This is a genomic window from Microbulbifer sp. NBRC 101763 (assembly GCF_040371615.1).
GTDB classification, from domain to species: domain Bacteria; phylum Pseudomonadota; class Gammaproteobacteria; order Pseudomonadales; family Cellvibrionaceae; genus Microbulbifer; species Microbulbifer variabilis.
In genome coordinates, this window is record NZ_BAABQV010000003.1 from 217,770 (window position 1) to 234,662 (window position 16,893).

The 16,893-nt window shown below is 53.2% G+C and carries 13 protein-coding genes; 11 read left to right on the forward strand and 2 right to left on the reverse strand.

The window, feature by feature from the left end; all coding sequences use genetic code 11:
* The first annotated feature begins 153 nt into the window (after positions 1–153).
* The 10 genes from ABWV76_RS09110 to ABWV76_RS09155 all read left to right on the forward strand — a co-directional run bounded on the left by ABWV76_RS09110 (position 154) and on the right by ABWV76_RS09155 (position 14,368).
* Positions 154–1,536 carry a nicotinate phosphoribosyltransferase gene (locus tag ABWV76_RS09110; protein WP_020413790.1) on the forward strand — a complete coding sequence of 461 codons (1,383 nt, stop codon included), beginning with the start codon at positions 154–156 and terminating at the stop codon, positions 1,534–1,536.
* A gap of 209 nt (positions 1,537–1,745) precedes the next feature.
* Complete coding sequence (locus ABWV76_RS09115) at positions 1,746–3,377, forward strand: TldD/PmbA family protein (RefSeq protein ID WP_020413791.1); 1,632 nt, start codon at positions 1,746–1,748, stop codon at positions 3,375–3,377.
* A gap of 35 nt (positions 3,378–3,412) precedes the next feature.
* Positions 3,413–4,744, forward strand: a complete 1,332-nt coding sequence (locus ABWV76_RS09120; RefSeq protein WP_020413792.1) for a TldD/PmbA family protein — start codon at positions 3,413–3,415, stop codon at positions 4,742–4,744.
* 27 nt (positions 4,745–4,771) lie between these two features.
* The gene (locus ABWV76_RS09125; protein ID WP_020413793.1) at positions 4,772–6,403 is read left to right on the forward strand and encodes a TldD/PmbA family protein; all 1,632 of its coding nucleotides are present in this window, start codon (positions 4,772–4,774) and stop codon (positions 6,401–6,403) included.
* A gap of 214 nt (positions 6,404–6,617) precedes the next feature.
* A complete protein-coding gene (locus ABWV76_RS09130; protein WP_353375813.1) occupies positions 6,618–7,343 on the forward strand; it encodes a DUF4159 domain-containing protein in 726 nt (241 codons plus the stop codon).
* A 2-nt stretch (positions 7,344–7,345) separates the two neighbouring features.
* A complete protein-coding gene (locus ABWV76_RS09135) occupies positions 7,346–8,344 on the forward strand; it encodes an AAA family ATPase (RefSeq protein ID WP_353375814.1) in 999 nt (332 codons plus the stop codon).
* 5 nt (positions 8,345–8,349) lie between these two features.
* Positions 8,350–9,252, forward strand: a complete 903-nt coding sequence (locus ABWV76_RS09140) for a DUF58 domain-containing protein (RefSeq protein WP_353375815.1) — start codon at positions 8,350–8,352, stop codon at positions 9,250–9,252.
* A 1-nt stretch (position 9,253) separates the two neighbouring features.
* Positions 9,254–10,459, forward strand: a complete 1,206-nt coding sequence (locus tag ABWV76_RS09145; protein ID WP_353375816.1) for a BatA domain-containing protein — start codon at positions 9,254–9,256, stop codon at positions 10,457–10,459.
* Positions 10,452–12,680, forward strand: a complete 2,229-nt coding sequence (locus ABWV76_RS09150; RefSeq protein ID WP_353375817.1) for a hypothetical protein — start codon at positions 10,452–10,454, stop codon at positions 12,678–12,680. The genes ABWV76_RS09145 and ABWV76_RS09150 overlap by 8 nt, the downstream gene beginning before the upstream one ends.
* Complete coding sequence (locus ABWV76_RS09155) at positions 12,677–14,368, forward strand: hypothetical protein (RefSeq protein ID WP_353375818.1); 1,692 nt, start codon at positions 12,677–12,679, stop codon at positions 14,366–14,368. The genes ABWV76_RS09150 and ABWV76_RS09155 overlap by 4 nt, the downstream gene beginning before the upstream one ends.
* Here the strand turns inward: ABWV76_RS09155 and ABWV76_RS09160 are convergent.
* Both ABWV76_RS09160 and ABWV76_RS09165 read right to left on the reverse strand, forming a co-directional pair.
* Positions 14,360–14,920, reverse strand: coding sequence for a lipocalin family protein (locus ABWV76_RS09160; protein ID WP_020413800.1), 561 nt, complete (start codon positions 14,918–14,920; stop codon positions 14,360–14,362). The genes ABWV76_RS09155 and ABWV76_RS09160 overlap by 9 nt on opposite strands.
* A gap of 139 nt (positions 14,921–15,059) precedes the next feature.
* Positions 15,060–15,836, reverse strand: coding sequence for a ferredoxin--NADP reductase (locus tag ABWV76_RS09165; RefSeq protein ID WP_020413801.1), 777 nt, complete (start codon positions 15,834–15,836; stop codon positions 15,060–15,062).
* 124 nt (positions 15,837–15,960) lie between these two features.
* On the opposite strand from ABWV76_RS09165, the gene ABWV76_RS09170 reads away from it, so the two are divergent.
* Positions 15,961–16,848, forward strand: a complete 888-nt coding sequence (locus ABWV76_RS09170) for a LysR family transcriptional regulator (protein ID WP_020413802.1) — start codon at positions 15,961–15,963, stop codon at positions 16,846–16,848.
* Positions 16,849–16,893 lie beyond the last annotated feature (45 nt).

Here is a 16,893-nt window from a genome sequence, read left to right on the forward strand (position 1 = left end):
ACTTTTGTAAGGAATTGTTCTTATTACCGCCAGTTGTTTTAATTTACACATCCTAACAGAGATGAATTTCCGCAAAAATATTTTTGTTTCCCACACCCAGAAACGGGCTTTTGGCGACACACCCAGTAGTTCCATCGCCAACTGACGGATGTAATGTCGATAGAAAACCTGATTCTCAATGTCGATAGCTATAAAGCCAGCCACTACCTGCAATATCCACCAGGTACGGAATTTATTAGCAGCTATATCGAGTGCCGCGGCGGGGAATTTTCTGAAACGGTATTTTTTGGTTTACAAGCTTTTATCAAGCAGTACCTACAAAGACCTATCACAATTGCCAATATCGAAGAGGCAAAAAAGCTACTAGAAACCCACGGTTTGCCCTTTAATCGCGCAGGCTGGGAACATATCGTCAGTAAACATCGAGGACTGCTGCCTTTAGAGATTTGTGCTGTAGAGGAGGGAGGCATCATTCCTTTACACAATGTCATGGCACAAATTGTTAATACCTGCCCATCCTGTTTCTGGTTGACCAGTTATCTTGAGACCGCACTAGTGCGTGCTCTCTGGTATCCCTGTACTGTCGCCACACAGAGCCGGGAAATTAAAAAACTCATTGCGCATTATTTACAGCAAACGGCCGACAGCCAAAAGAGTCTCCCCTTCCAATTACACGATTTCGGTGCGCGTGGGGCCAGTAGCTTGGAAAGTGCCATGTTGGGCGGTATGGCTCATCTGGTGAATTTTCACGGAACAGATACTCTCTCGGGAATAATAGGTGCGAGAAATTTTTACCATGCCGATATGCCCGGATTTTCTATTCCGGCGGCAGAGCATAGCACCATCACTGCGTGGGGCCGAGATGGGGAAGCATTGGCCTATCAAAACATTCTGCAGCATTTTTCCGGTAAAAATAAAACCGTTGCTGTGGTCAGTGATAGCTATGATTTATGGCACGCAGTGGAAAATATCTGGGGTGGCCAATTAAAAAACACGATTCAAAACAGTGGTGGGACCTTGGTTATCCGCCCAGACTCCGGCAACCCTGTGCAGATCGTTGTCGATTGTATAGAGCGATTGATGCATATATTTGGAGCTCACATCAACAGCAAAGGTTACCGTGTTTTGCCTGAGTATATTCGTGTTATCCAGGGAGATAGCATCTCTCGCTTCACTATTCCCAAAATACTGCAGGCAATGCAGAAGCATAAGCAAAGTGCTGAGAATGTAGCTTTCGGTATGGGAGGCGGGCTGCTGCAAAAAGTCGATAGGGATTTAATGAGCTTTGCCATGAAAGCCAGTGCTATTCGCATCAATGGTATCTGGCGGGACATCTACAAGGACCCGCGCACAGGGCCAGAGAAAAAATCCAAGCGCGGACGCCTGGCCCTGATTCAATGCGAAAATGGCGACTTCAGAACCATTCGTCTGGAGGATGTAAATCATTACAAGAATTTACTGAGACCAGTGTTTCGTAATGGTAAACTGCTTACAGAAACGACTTTTTCTGAGGTACGCCAACGCGCAGCCATCTAGCAACTTGATTCATCCGCCTCCTCTTTCCGTAACCATTTGCCCCTAGCAAACCTCATTTCACCGAACCAACACTTTACAAAAGCAATCATGGCCTGTTACCTGTATAGGTTTGTTGTCTGGACAAGGCGCCCGGCCGGGCCTCTTGTATGTATCGGGCACAATAACAATAAGCACACCCCCAAACCCTATTGGGGGGATAAAGGTAGCCAATGGAAAGAAGAAAATTCCTCAAGATCGCCGGCGTCGGCTCCAGTGGTATTTTATTACCACTACAGGGCATTCAGGTCAGCGCCGAGCAACTGCTCAATGAGGGCATGCACAGCTCGCACAAACGACACTTGGCAGATGTCGCGCTGAATACGGCGCGCAAAGCCGGAGCCAGTTATACCGATGTGCGCATCGGTCGCTATCTCAATCAGTACGTTATGACCCGCGAAACCAACGTGGAGAATATCGTCAATACGGAATCCCTCGGCGCCGGTATCCGCGTAATCGCCAATGGCACCTGGGGTTTCGCCGCCACCAACGATCTGACTGCCGATGGCGTTGCCCGCGCCGCACGCCAGGCGGTTGCGGTTGCCAAGGCCAACGCGAAATACCAGACCGAGCCAGTGCGCTTGGCACCGGTTAAAGGCGCAGGCGCGGTTTCCTGGCAGACACCGATCAAACAGAATGCCCTGCAGGTGCCCATCAGTGAGAAAGTCGATTTCCTGATGGATGTTAATAACGGTGCACTCAAAGCCGGAGCCAGCTATATCCGCTCTTCCTTGTATTTAGTCAATGAGCAGAAATACTTTGCTTCCAGCGACGGCTCCTACATCGACCAGGATATCCACCGCCTGTGGGCGCCCATGCAGGTGACCGCTGTAGATAAAAAGAGTGGTGCTTTCAAAACGCGCAATGGCCTCAGCGATCCAGTGGGAAGAGGTTATGAATACCTGGCTGGCCACGATAAAGACAAGATTCGCGGACAGACCACGCTCTACAAAGCCTCCTACGATATGGCCGAGGATGCGGTGCTCGCGGCAGAGCAGGCCAAGGCCAAGCTTTCGGCTAAATCCATCGATCCGGGCAAGTACGACTTGGTACTGGAACCCTCGCACCTATGCCTGACCATCCACGAATCTGTGGGCCACCCATTAGAGCTGGACCGCGTGCTGGGTTACGAGGCCAACTATGCGGGAACCTCCTTCGCCACCCTGGATAAGTGGCGCAGCGGCAAGTTCCAGTACGGCAGCGACAAAGTCACCCTGTTTGCCGACAAAGTACAACCGGGCTCCCTCGGTGCCGTCGCTTATGACGACGAAGGGGTTAAAACCAAGCGTTGGGACCTGGTAAAAGACGGCATCCTGGTGAACTACCAGGCTACCCGCGATCAGGTACATATGATCGACCAAAAGGAATCCCACGGCTGCAGCTATGGCGATAGCTGGTCCAGCGTGCAATTCCAGCGCATGCCCAATGTCTCCCTGGCTCCGAGCGAGAAGAAGTACTCAGCCAAAGACATGATCCGCGATGTGGAAAAAGGCATTTACATCGTCGGGCGCGGCTCCTACTCCATTGATCAGCAGCGCTACAACTTCCAGTTCGGCGGACAGCTGTTCTACGAGATCAAAAACGGGGAGATCGTCGGCCAGGTTGAGGACGTCGCCTACCAGTCCAACACCCAGGAATTTTGGAATTCCTGCTCGGCGATATGCGACAGCAGTGATTACCGCCTGGGCGGAACCTTCTTCGATGGCAAAGGCCAGCCCAGCCAGGTGAGCGCCGTATCCCACGGCTGCTCCACCACCCGTTTTGACAAAATTAATGTAATCAATACCAAGCGCAAGATTTCCTGAAGGGCGCACAAGAATAAGTAATTGGAGAAAAGGCAATGGCAATTCTGAGTAGAAGTGAAGCGAAGCGTATTCTCGACAAGGTTTTAAAATACAGCCGCGCCGATGAAGCCAGCGCGCAACTGGCCGGCAGCGAGACCGGCAATATTCGCTACGCGCGCAACAGTGTTTCCACCAGTGGCATCGTCAACGATATCGAGCTGGCTGTAGAGGCCCGTTTCGGCAAGAAATCCGGTGTGGCCACCATCAATGAATTCAGCGATGCCTCCCTGGAAAAAGTGATGCGTCGCGCCGAAGAGCTGGCCAAGCTGTCTCCGGAAAACCCGGAAGCCATGCCGATGCTGGGACCGCAGAAATATGTCAGCGTAGACGGCTTCGCCAAGTCCACCGCAGATATCACTCCAGACCAGCGCGCCAAGGCTGCGGCAGATTCCATTATTGCAGCCAAGGAAAAGAAAGTGGTTGCCGCAGGTTACCTGGAAGACCAGCGCTCTTTTGCGGCAGTCGCCACCAGCAAAGGCCTGTTCGGTTACCACGCTTCTACCTCTGCCAACTTCACCGTAACCATGCGCACCGAGAATGGCCTGGGTTCCGGTTGGGCTGAAAGTGACGTTACCGATTTCGGCGCGATGAATACTGGCAGCACTTCCTCTGTGGCCATCGACAAGGCGGTCCTGTCCCAGGAAGCCCACGCCCTGGAACCGGGCAAGTACACCGTGATCCTGGAGCCCAATGCGGTGTCCGGCCTGGTGGGTTACATGATGAGCGGCTTCGATGCGCGCAGTGCCGACGAAGGCCGCAGCTTTATGAGCAAAAAGGGCGGCGGCAACCGTACCGGCGAGAAGATGTTCGACAAGCGCGTAAATTTCTACTCCGACCCCACCAGTCTCGATGTGCCAGCTCAACCCTGGACCGACGATGACTTTATGCAGCTTGGACGCATCGAGTGGGTGAAAAATGGCGTGGTGAAAAACCTGGCGCGCAGTCGCTACTGGGCCGAGCAAAGCAAAGGCGAAGTGGTCCCCGAGCCCAACAACCTGATTATGGTGGGCGGCGATAAATCCACCGAAGAACTGATCAAAAATACCCGCCGCGGCATTTTGGTATCCCGCACCTGGTATATCCGTATGGTCGATCCGCAGTCCATGTTGCTCACCGGCCTCACTCGTGACGGCACCTTCTATATCGAAAACGGCAAGATCAAATACCCGGTGAAGAACTTCCGCTTCAACGAGAGCCCGGTAATCATGCTCAACAATATTGAGGATATGGGCGTACCCCAGCGAGTGGGGATGTGGGGCATATCAGCCATGATTCCCGCACTGAAAGTACGCGATTTTACTTTCAGCAGCCTTTCCGACGCCGTTTAACCGCCAGCACCCATCGAGGATAACGAAATGGATAGAAGAAAATTTCTCCAGCTCAGCGGTGCCGGCCTGGGTGTTTCCATGTTGCCGCTGTCCGGCAATCTGGTGGCCGAGAGCAAACTGACCCAAAGCGGTATTGATCTCTCGGTAAAAAAAGAATTTGCCGATGTAGCTCTGAATACCGCCACTAAACTCGGCGCCACTTATGCCGATGTGCGTATTGGTCGCTACCTGAATCAATACGTGATCACCCGCGAGATGAAAGTGCAGGACGTGGTGAACACCGAATCTATCGGCATGGGGATTCGGGTTATTGCCAACGGCACCTGGGGCTTTGCTGCCACCAATGACCTGACAGCCGATGGCGTCGCTCGCGCCACCCGCCAGGCAGTAGCCACGGCCAAGGCCAACTCCAAATACCAGCAGGAGCCAGTACAGCTGGCTCCGGTAAAAGGCCACGGCGAGGTGAGCTGGCAGACACCCATCCAGAAAAACGCTATGCAGATCCCCCTGGCCGACAAGGTGGATCTGTTGATGGACGTGAACAAGTCCGCTATGGATGCCGGCGCCAGCTATATCAACTCCATGTTGTACCTGGTGAATGAACAAAAGTATTTTGCCTCTACCGACGGCTCCTATATCGACCAGGATGTTCACCGTTTGTGGGCGCCCTTCTCGGTTACCGCAGTGGACAAGAAAACCGGCGGCTTCCGCACCCGCCAGGGCCTCAGCCAGCCGGTAGGACGCGGCTTTGAATACCTGGATGGCCGCGCCGAAGACAAGATCCAAGCGCAGACAGTGCTCTACCGCGATTCCTACGATATGGCCGAAGACGCACGTCTGGCGGCGCAACAAGCCAAGGAAAAGCTCACGGCTAAATCGGTCAAACCGGGCAAGTACGACCTGGTGTTGGACCCAAGCCACCTGTGGCTCACCATCCATGAATCCGTCGGCCACCCACTGGAGCTGGACCGCGTGCTCGGCTACGAGGCCAATTTTGCCGGTACCTCTTTCGCCACTATCGATAAATGGCGCAGCGGCAAATTCCAATACGGCAGCGACAAGGTCAACCTGTTTGCCGATAAGGTACAGCCCGGCTCTCTCGGCGCCGTCGGCTACGACGATGAAGGCGTGAAGACCCGCAACTGGGATCTGGTAAAAGACGGTGTGCTGGTGAACTACCAGGCCACCCGCGACCAGGTACATATGCTGGGGCAAAAGAAATCCCACGGCTGCTGCTACGCCGACAGCTGGTCCAGCGTGCAATTCCAGCGCATGTCCAACGTTTCGCTGTTGCCTGGCAAGGAGGAGCTGAGCGTCGACGATATGATCAAGGATGTGGAGAAAGGCATTTATATTGTGGGTGCCGGTTCCTTCTCCATCGATCAGCAGCGCTACAACTTCCAGTTTGGTGGACAGCTGTTCTACGAGATTGAAGACGGCAAGATTACCGGCATGGTGGAGGATGTCGCCTACCAGTCCAACACCCAGGAATTCTGGAATGCCTGTTCGCAGGTCTGCGACAAAGATGATTACCGCCTGGGTGGTTCCTTCTTTGACGGTAAGGGACAGCCGATGCAAACCAGTGCGGTATCCCACGGTAGTTCCACTGCACGCTTCGACGGTATCAATGTGATTAACACCAAGCGCAAGCTGGGCTAACCAATGATCCAGGCGGGAGCTGGCCAGCAAACCAGTCAGCTCCCAGCATTGAAAATAAATGGGTAGAAGGAAAGAAAGTGCTCCGTTTGAGACCGTATGAGGCATGGATGCCGATTACGAGCGTACAGGGATGTATTTACAGCGTGTCTCGAATGGAGCACCTTTTTTCCTTTGCTCTCAACAATAAAAACCAACGCAGTAACAGAGTTATCCCGTGTCCCTCACCCGCAAGGCTTTTCTCCAGCGCCTGATCCTGGGTAGCTGCGCCGCAGCGCTGCCGATGGGTACACGCGCGCAAAATACCGCACCGGGTAGTGCGCAGGAGCACTACGATTTTTATTTCACCCGCTTGATGTACGAATCCGGTGACTGGGATGTGGATCAGCGCATGCCCTCCAACCTGCTCAATTCTCTGGTGGAGTACACCAATCTCAGGGTTGACCCCAAAGAGCACATAGTGCCGCTGGCCGATAAGAAAATGCTGCTGGCGCCCTTCTGCTACCTGGCCGGACACAAGCTGGTGCAGTTCACCACGGAAGAGGCAAAGAATTTTCGCGATTACGTCAATCGCGGTGGCTTTATATTTGTCGACGACTGCAACCACGATATCGACGGTCTCTTTGCCAAATCCTTCGAAGCGCAAATGACCGAGCTGTTTGGTGAAGACTGCCTGCAAAAGCTCCCGGACGATCACGACCTCTACCGCTGTTTCTTTCAATTCGATGAATTGCCGGTAACCAGCTTTGAATTAAATGGCTGGGGTGATGATCTGGTACACGACTACCTGAAAGCCATTGTTGTAAACGGCCGTATCGCCGTGCTTTACAGCAACAAAGATTTCGGCTGCGAATGGGACTACGACTACCGCAACAAACGCTGGCTCGCCATCGATAACACAAAATTTGCGGTGAACATTGTTATTTACGCACTGACGAGCTGATTATGCTGACCACCCTGGAAAATAGTATCGAAGAACAACTGCACAGCCTCGACAATCTGCAACAGGAGATTGCGCGAGTGATTGTCGGCCAGAAACCCGTGGTGGAGCAGATGTTGATCTGCCTGTTGGCCGGGGGCCACGCCCTGCTCGAAGGGGTGCCGGGGCTGGGTAAGACCCTGCTGGTAAAAACCCTCGCCGATGCCAGTGCGCTGGATTTTAAGCGGGTACAGTTCACCCCGGATTTAATGCCCGGAGATATTCTTGGCAGTGAGATCCTCGAAGAGGATCACAGCACCGGCAAGCGCTTTTTTAAATTCCAGCAGGGCCCGGTTTTCACCAATATCCTGCTCGCCGATGAAATTAACCGCACACCGCCGAAAACCCAGGCAGCCCTATTGGAGTCCATGCAGGAAGGCTCGGTAACGGTGGGCGGTAAAACACTCAAATTGCCCGATCCCTATTTCGTACTGGCCACACAAAACCCCATCGAACAGGCCGGCACCTATCCACTGCCGGAAGCTCAGCTGGACCGCTTCCTGTTAAATATTCATATCGACTATCCCGATGAGCGGGATGAAGTTGAAATCCTGCGCTCCACCACCGGTGCCAGCAGGGTCAAACCCAGCCCCAGCCTGGATGCAGAGCAATTGCGCGAAATGCAGAAACTGGTGCGGGAAATTCATGTCAGCGACGATCTGTACCGCTACGTGGCGACACTGGTGCGCGCTACACGCATGGAAACCAGCGGCAGCGATACCCTGCAACAGTGGATCAAGTGGGGCGCCGGTCCCCGCGCGGGGCAGGCTCTGATTCTCGCCGCCAAGGCGCGGGCCCTTTTGCAACGACGCCTCGCCGTCACCCGCGAGGATATCCGCAGCCTGTTACTACCGGTACTGCGCCATCGGGTGCTGCTCAGCTTCCAGGCCCAGGCCGATGGCGTGCAGATGCCACAGCTGATTGACGAATTACTGACAGCGGTGCCGGAACCGGGCCGGGACTGATCAGCGTGGAATACCTGTCCCCCAAAACCCTGGCCAGTTGTCGCGACCTGGTGTGGCTGTCGCGGCATATCGCCGAGGGCGTGATGCTCGGTGTGCAACACAGCCAGCGCCGTGGCACCGGTCTGGAATTTCACCAATACCGAGGCTATCAAGCGGGTGATTCCATTCGTCATATCGACTGGAAACTATTCGCCCGCAGCGATCGCTACTATGTGCGCGAGACCGAGCAGGAGAGCCGCATGCACGTGTGCTTTGTGCTCGATACCAGCGCTTCCCTGGGCCAGGCAAGCTTTGTCGAGCCCAGCCTGAATAAACTGCATTACGCCAAGTGTTGGATTGCCAGCCTCTGTTGGCTGCTCAACGCCCAGGGAGACAGCTATTCCCTATTGGCGTTTAACAGCAGTCGGACGGTTTATGTGCCCGAAGGCCAGGGTGAGAGCCACCAGCGCCAAATCGCCCTTCAGCTACAACAACTCGACGCCAGCGACCACTGGCCAGATCGCGCTCAACTGGCGCCGCTGTGGCAATACTTTGAGCGGCCCTGTCAGGTGGTATTGCTGAGTGATTTTTTTGAACAAGGTAATGAGATCGGCGATTTTGTCGCACGCCTGCATGCCGCCGGCCGCCCCTGCCTGCCACTGCAATTGTTAATTGAGGCAGAACAGACTTTTCCTTTTGGCGGAGAGCTAAAGCTGCTCAATCCAGAAGTAAGCGCCAGTACGCCCGCAACTTTAGAAGTGGACGCCGAGCGGCAACGCCAGTCTTACCTGGATGCTTTTGCTCATGCACAGAGCGAGTTAAAAGCACGCTTTGCCACACAGGAATGTTCACTACAGACCGACCTTATCGAGCAGCCTGTGGAAAAGTCATTGCGGCAATTTATTCAGCTGCACGGCAGGTTATGCTGAGATGTTGTGGATAAATAACTTATTTCAATCCCCACAGTGGCTATGGCTATTCACAGCCCTGATTATCCCTGTCGCCATTCATTTGCTGCGCCGAAGTAATCCACAGCAGATCTCCTTTGCTGCGCTGCAATGGGTACAAAGATATTCACAGAGTCGCGCGCGCCGCCCTATTGTGGATAACAAGTGGTTGCTGCTATTGCGCCTGCTAATCGTCGCCCTGCTGACAAGTTTGTTGGCTCAGCCGCTGATTAAACGGGAAATTTATCCCCAAGAGGGCGTGATACTGGTAGACCCCAGAATTGGGGCGGGCGAAGCGAATACATTTATCCACGATTCACTGCCGCAGCTTGTGGGGGAAGGTTATAAAGTGCTGTGGTTATCCCCAGAAACACCTTCCGTAACCTCACCCCCACCACAAAATGTGGACCTGTGGAAAACTCTATCAGCACTATCACGCCGGGCGGATTTGCGCAGGGCTCATATCCTGTTGATAAACAATGGGGTTCCAGCATCCCACCAGGCACTAAGAGTCAGTCCCCATTGGCAGTGGCACGGCCTCTACAAAGCATCCACAGCTCCAAGCCCGGCATTACCGAGTATCGCTTTAATGGGCAAACCGCCCAGTTGGTGGGCGCCAGTGCTGGAAGACTGGCACAACAATATGCCAGGACTATCGGTGCAAACTCTGGAACGAGAAGATACGCCCAGCGTGGAGCAGACAGATTGGCTGATCTACACAGGCCTCGCTCCCCTGCCACAAGCCGTGCTGGAATTTGTTACAGATGGGGGCCTGTTAATCACCGACAACAGTATCCCCCCTGCCGATAATCTCAACTTCGTTGCTGTGGATAACAGCCAGTCAGCTCAGGTGGCCTCAGTGGGACGGGGAAGTTGGCTGCGCTACGAAAGTGACTGGTATAGCGAGGCCTTTTATCGCCGCGCGGATTTACCTGAACGTTTATGGCAGCAGTGGTCTGGGCAAGACTGGGCTCTGCAACACCAAAATCGTGGCCACTGGTCTGCCAATAAAGTAGTGGCAGGCCTTCCTGTAGAAGACAGCGAGGTGGAAAACCGTCGTATTGAACAACTGCAACCCTGGTTAATTATCGCCCTACTGTTACTTCTGGCCTTTGAACGCCTAATTGCCCTATCTCGCCCCCCAGCCATTATGGCAACCGTTAGTAATAGGGAGGCCGACCATGCATAAGCACCAGTCCACCCTTAACGCTGTGCGCAGGCGCTGGCACCTGACAGCCCTGCGGCCCTATCTCTGGCTTGCCACTGGCCTCAGCCTTCTGGCTGGCTTGGGCATTTTTGTATTCGGCTGGCCACAGTGGCAATTGCTCGCCTGGCTCGGAATTATTGTTGTAGCCATTCTATTGGATCGCAGCTGGCGCCCAAGCCCTGAAAACCTATGTCGACAGTTGGATGGACAATATCCACAGCTGCAAGACAGCAGCCAGTTGCTTAGCCAACAGAAAACCAACCTAAGTCCATTGCAGCAATTACAGCGCGCGCGTATCGAAACAGCGCTGCAACAACTGCTGGAAAGTGGCGACCGGTCGCCTTTCGGTCCAAAAAAACTCCGCAGTGCCCTGACAAATGCTTTTGGTGCCTGCCTGGGACTATTGTTATTTGTACTGAGCGATTCTCACTTCACCGGGGATAAAACTGAGACCACGCAACAAAATACAGTTATTCCCGTTGCCGAAAAGCTTGCCATAATGCGCGCGGCAACCCATATCCAGCCGCCCGCCTACACTGGGCTCACAGCCGAAAGCCAATCCCTACAAATCGATGTGCCGGAGCAGTCCAAGGTCGAGTGGCAACTCGAATTGAATCAGCCGGTGCAAGGGCTGGAAATGTTGGCCGAAACTGAGCGCTTCGCCTTTTCTCCGCTAGGTAATCTACCCAGTAAAAAATGGCAATTACAACGCACTATCGCTAAGGCAGACTTTTACCAGCTTTCAGTGCAATTCGCGGAGAGCCAAATACTTTTGCCGGAAATCCATAATATTCGGGTGCATAAAGACAGTGCCCCGGAGTTTACCTTTGAGGCACCCAGCCTGCGCGTCGATACCATTCAAGGGAGCACCCAAGGTATTCCCGTGAAAGTAATAATTAGTGATGATTACCAGGTGAGTTCTGCAGATTTATTGGTCACCCTCGCCAGCGGCACCGGGGAAAATTTACGCTTTCGCGAAGAGCGTATTCCACTCACCAGTTTGCAATCCACTGCTTTATCAACAAGCCCCTCGGAAGATAAGAAAGCAGCTCGCTACGATTTCACCCTGCCCATCCACCAGTTTTCCATGGAAGCGGGAGATGAACTCTACTGGTATCTGGAAGCCAGGGATAACCGCGAGCCCAGCGCCAACGTTGCCAAGAGCCAACACTTTATCTTGCGCTGGCCGCAAGAAGAGATTTTCGGGCTGAGCGACAGCGAGGGTATGGCGATTAAAATATTGCCGGAGTACTTCCGCAGCCAACGCCAGCTGATTATTGATACCGAGGCCCTGCTATCCGAGCGAGAACAGCTGCATCCGGAGGCATTTCGCAAACGCTCCGAGGGTTTAGCCTATGAACAGAATTTGCTGCGCATGCGCTACGGCCGCTTTCTCGGCGAAGAGGATTCGGAAGCGGAGCATTCTGGCGCAGAGACCGAGGAGCACGATGATGAAGAGGAGTCCGAACACGGCCATAGCCACGATCATACAGAACAAGGTGAGCACCAGGCACATGGCGAAGAAAATGCGACTCCCTTCGTACAGCGGGATTCCCACTTCCAACAGGCAGCACGCATAGTCGCTTCCGCCGGGCATCAGCATGACAGCTCTGAACATGCCACCCTGTTCGACCCCCAGACCAAGGAGCTACTGCGCAACGCGCTGAATGCCATGTGGAGTTCCTGGCGCGACCTGTCGGTTATAGAGCCCCAGGCCTCCCTGCCCCATCAGCACCGGGCTCTGCGCTTTATCAAGGAAGTACAGCAGGCTTCGCGTATTTACTTACAGAGAGTCGGGTTCGAGGCGCCCCCCATAGACGAAAGCCGCCGGCTTAGCGGTGAACGGGAAGACGTAGCGCCAGAAACTGTCGACAGTGCCTTTGAACAAAAACAAAGAGCACAGGTGCTCGCCCTAATGGCCCAGGTAGATGCTGGCGCCGAACTCGATACCGATCTGCTGGTGCAGATAAATGAGCTAGCCACAGAGCAATCACTGGATCTCGGCCTGGAGCTATCCAAACAGCTGCGTTTATACCAGCAGCGCCACCAGCAACCGAATTGCATTGATTGCACAAACTCCCTGAATCAGCTGCTCTATCAACTACTGCCAGCACCGGAATCTGCGCCTTCACTGCCTTTGCAAACAGAGGCCGACGGCCATTTCAGCCGTTGGCTACACCAGCAAGGGGGGAAATCATTGTGATTGATTTCTTGATACCCGGCCTGTGCCTGTTGGCCTGTTTAGCATCACTCGTACTGTTGCGCCGCCGAGGCGCCAAACCGTTCGACTATGGCCTGCAACTGGCGATTTGGTTAAGTGCCTGGATGCTCTGGCAGCCACCGGCAATCATTCCCGCCGAGCGCAATATCTCTATCGACAGCAAAGCGCTGGCGAGTTCACATCCAATAAATCTCAATGGTGTGGAAAATATCTCCCTCAATGGGGAGCCACTCGGCCGCGACAAACTGCGGGACCTGGCACCAGTGCGCCTGGAGCTATCGAATATCCAGGAATCTGATAGCAGCTGGGAATTCGACTGGCAGCGGCGAATTACCCTGGGTGATTCTTTAAAGTTAAAGGTTCACAACAACCAGCCACTGACTGAAAACCGACAAATTAGTCTGCTCAATCCCTACGGCCATATTGAAGACAGTCTTGAGCTGAAAGTGGGAGAAGCAATTCAGGCACAACTCACTGCCACTCCAAAACTCGCGGGCCCCCAGCTATACCGAGTACGGACGGAAAGCGAAACCGGCGAAATCCATACAGATCCTTTACCCATCCTGGTGCGAGAACCGCTCCAGCCCAAATTGTTACTGTGGCTGGCACGCCCCTCTTTTGAGACAGCCGCCCTCTCCCGCTGGCTGCGTCAATCCGGTGTAGCAGCACAAGTGATGACCCAGTTGGCACCTGAAATTAGTAGAAAAGAGACTCTCAATGGGCTTCCACTTACCGAGTCTGCGGATCTACTCACAAAGGAAAGTCCCTTCGATTTAGTCATTCTCGATAGCAGTTTGTGGCCGCAACTCTCCTCTCAACAAAAACATCAGCTCAGCGAGCTGGCCACCACAAAGTCACTGTTATGGTTAGTCAGTGGCGATAGCTCTGAAGAGTTTCTCCAATACGCTGCAGCCCAATCCATGCCTCTGCAAAAGGGAGAAGATACCCGTTTACACTCCGGCTTTGGCTACCAAAAAGCGGCCAATGCGGAGATTCCCCCACTGCGCAATTCTGGCTTTATAGCCGTGCAGCCCAGCTCCAGTGACTTCTTACTGGATAATGAAGAAACTCCCCTTTTCTGGGGACGTTCAACCCAGACGCAGCACTTGGGTTTTATTCTATTTAGCGACAGCCACCGCTGGCTAACCAGTGGGTTTGCTACTGAATTCGCCAGCCTGTGGAAGTCCATTATTGATTACCAACTCAAGCATTTGGGTAGTCAGCCGCCAGTAACCCTCTCCAATAAGTTACCGCGGACTCAGGAACGCACCATCCTATGCAGCCCACTTTTTTCTAATCAGAGACCAATATTATTAAGCTCCCAAGAAAACTCCCTACCTATCAGTGGTGTCGCCGTAAGTAGTAATTCCCAGGGCCAGTGCTACAGCTTCTGGCCACAGGGTTCTGGCTGGCATCAGCTTAAGACTGATATGGATGGGGAGCCGGTATTAAACTTCTATATCTTTGCCAAACAGGACTGGCCCAAGTGGCAACGGTCCCTAAATGCCAGGGAGGCCCGACAAATGGCCGCCGCACGCTTGGGGCCAGTTGATAATCGTCACTCAGGCAAAATGCCTATTGAGCGCCAATGGCCGGCTTTGATTTTGCTGTTATTGGTCTGCACAAGCTGGTGGAGGGAGCGCAGAATCTTAAACAGGCCCTTATCTTGAAGACTGCGCGGAGGGTTTATTACCCGGCTGCGCCTCCTGCTTGGGGAATATCAGCTGATCGACGGGATAACCCATCGCCTTGGCTTTCTGTATAAATTGCTCCAGTACATCCTTTGGCATAGTTGGGGTGCGGGACAATATCCACAAATAGGATTTGTCATATCCGGACACCATCGCATATTTATAATCATCTGCCAGGGCAATTACGATATAGGAAGAGTAAAAGGGACCAAGGAAAGATACTTTCAAGTGGCCTACATCCTTGGAACCGACAAACTCAGCCCGCCCCTCCGCTAATTGCCAGGCATCACGTGCTTTGGAGTAACCCGTATTGATGACCGCGACGGAACCATCAGGATTGAGGCTGTAGTCCGCAGTTACCAGGGTCAACCCGCGCTCGAAAGAGTGATCCAAACGGGCTATTTCATACCAGTGGCCTAAATAGCGCTGCAGCTGGAAATTCTGTACTGGCTCAACCCCCTCCGGTACCCGCGTGCAGGCACCTAACCACAGGAAGGAAAACAGTAGTACTCCCAGGGAAAACTGCTTCATCTAGCCACTCCCAGCAAATTCACCCTCAAATCAAAATAGAAGACAAGGGTTTCACAAGGTCAGGATAGTTTCGAGAGTTTGTATTTCACCCAAAAAAAAACCACCGCAAGGGTGGTTTTTTATCGCTGGACTGGCCAACTTATTTTTCGACGAAAGCGCGCTCAATCACATACTCGTGCGGTACCCCTGCGCGTGTCTCCTTGAATCCCCAGTCATCTAGGATATTGGTGAGATCCTTCAGCATTGCCGGGCTACCGCACAGCATAAAGCGATCCTCTTCAACATTCGGCTTGGGCACATCCAGATCTGTAAAAAGTTTTCCGGACAACATTAAGTCGGTTAGGCGACCGGTATTGCGGTAGGGCTCACGGGTCACAGTCGGGTAGTAGAGCAGTTGCTCGCGTACCATCTCACCAAAATACTCATGCTCAGGTAGCTCATTCTCGATCTGCTCCTGATAGGCCAGCTCAGAGACATAGCGCACCCCGTGGGTAAGGATTACCTGGTCAAAACGCTCATAGACAGTGGGGTCTTTGATAATGCTCATGAAAGGTGCCAAGCCGGTGCCCGTAGACAGCAACCACAGGCGCTTGCCCGGCAGCAGGTGATCGGCCACCAGGGTACCGGTGGGTTTTTGGCTCACGTAGATCTCGTCGCCCGGCACAATCTTCTGCAAGCGGGAAGTCAGGGGGCCATCGGGAACCTTGATACTGAAGAATTCCAACTCATCTTCGTAGTTGGCACTGGCAATGGAATAGGCGCGCAGTAGTGGACGACCGTTGTCCTGCTGTAAGCCGATCATCGTGAAATGTCCGTTCTCAAAGCGAAAACCCGAATCCCGGGTGGTCTTGAAGCTAAACAGCGTGTCGTTCCAATGACGGACTTCCAACACCTTCTCTATATTCAATTTGGACATAAATTTAAAACCGGTTATTCCACGAGTCTCTTGATAGTTGAATTTTAGCCCTGGAAGATCTATTGGCAAAGTGGGATATTTCGATATTCCTTATCTATTTTAACGATCAAGTGGAGATTTCCCTTTGCGCTATACCTTGCGCCAACTGGAGGTGTTCCTTGCCTGTGCTCATCACGAGAATGTGAGCCGCGCAGCAGAGAGCCTGAGCATGTCCCAGTCCGCCGCCTCCACCGCCCTTAAGGAGTTCGAACAGCAGTTTGAGCTGCGCCTGTTTGAGCGCACCGGCAAGCGCCTGCGCTTGAATGAGCTGGGCAGGCAACTATGGCCCAAGGCGGAGGAGCTGCTGGAAAGGGCACAGGAACTGGAACAGAGCCTGGCCAGTCATCGTGATCTCGGGCGCCTAAAAATAGGAGCAACACTAACCATCGGCAATTACCTGGCAGCAAACGTAATGGCGCGATACATGGAAGAGCAGCCCGGCACACGAGTGGAGCTGGAGGTCGCTAATACATCAGTAATCACAGAGCGGGTGCTTAACTTTGAGCTGGACCTTGGGCTTATCGAGGGTGAATTTAATCACCCGGATCTGGAAATGATTCCCTGGCGCAGTGATGAATTGGTCGTCTTTTGCGCCCCCTCTCATCCCCTGGCCAAACGCAAGCGCCTAACAGACAGAGATCTGCTCAAAGCCATCTGGATTACCCGGGAACCCGGTTCCGGTACACGCCAGACTTTTGACCGGGCTATGGCTGGCTTACTTCCCAGTCTGCACATTCTTTTAGAGCTACAGCACACAGAGGCTATCAAACGGGCCGTGGAAGCCGGTCTTGGAATTAGCTGTCTATCTAAAGTTTCACTGGCTGACGCATTAAAACGAGGCTCTTTAATTGCGCTGCCTGTACCACAACGGGATTTTCACAGAGAGTTTTATTTCGCTTTGCACACACAAAAATATAGAAGTGCGGGAATTGAACGATGGCTGGAGTTATGTAAACAGGAATCATCAGAATAAAAAACCACCCTTTGGGTGGTTTTTCCAGCAAAACTACCTAAGTTA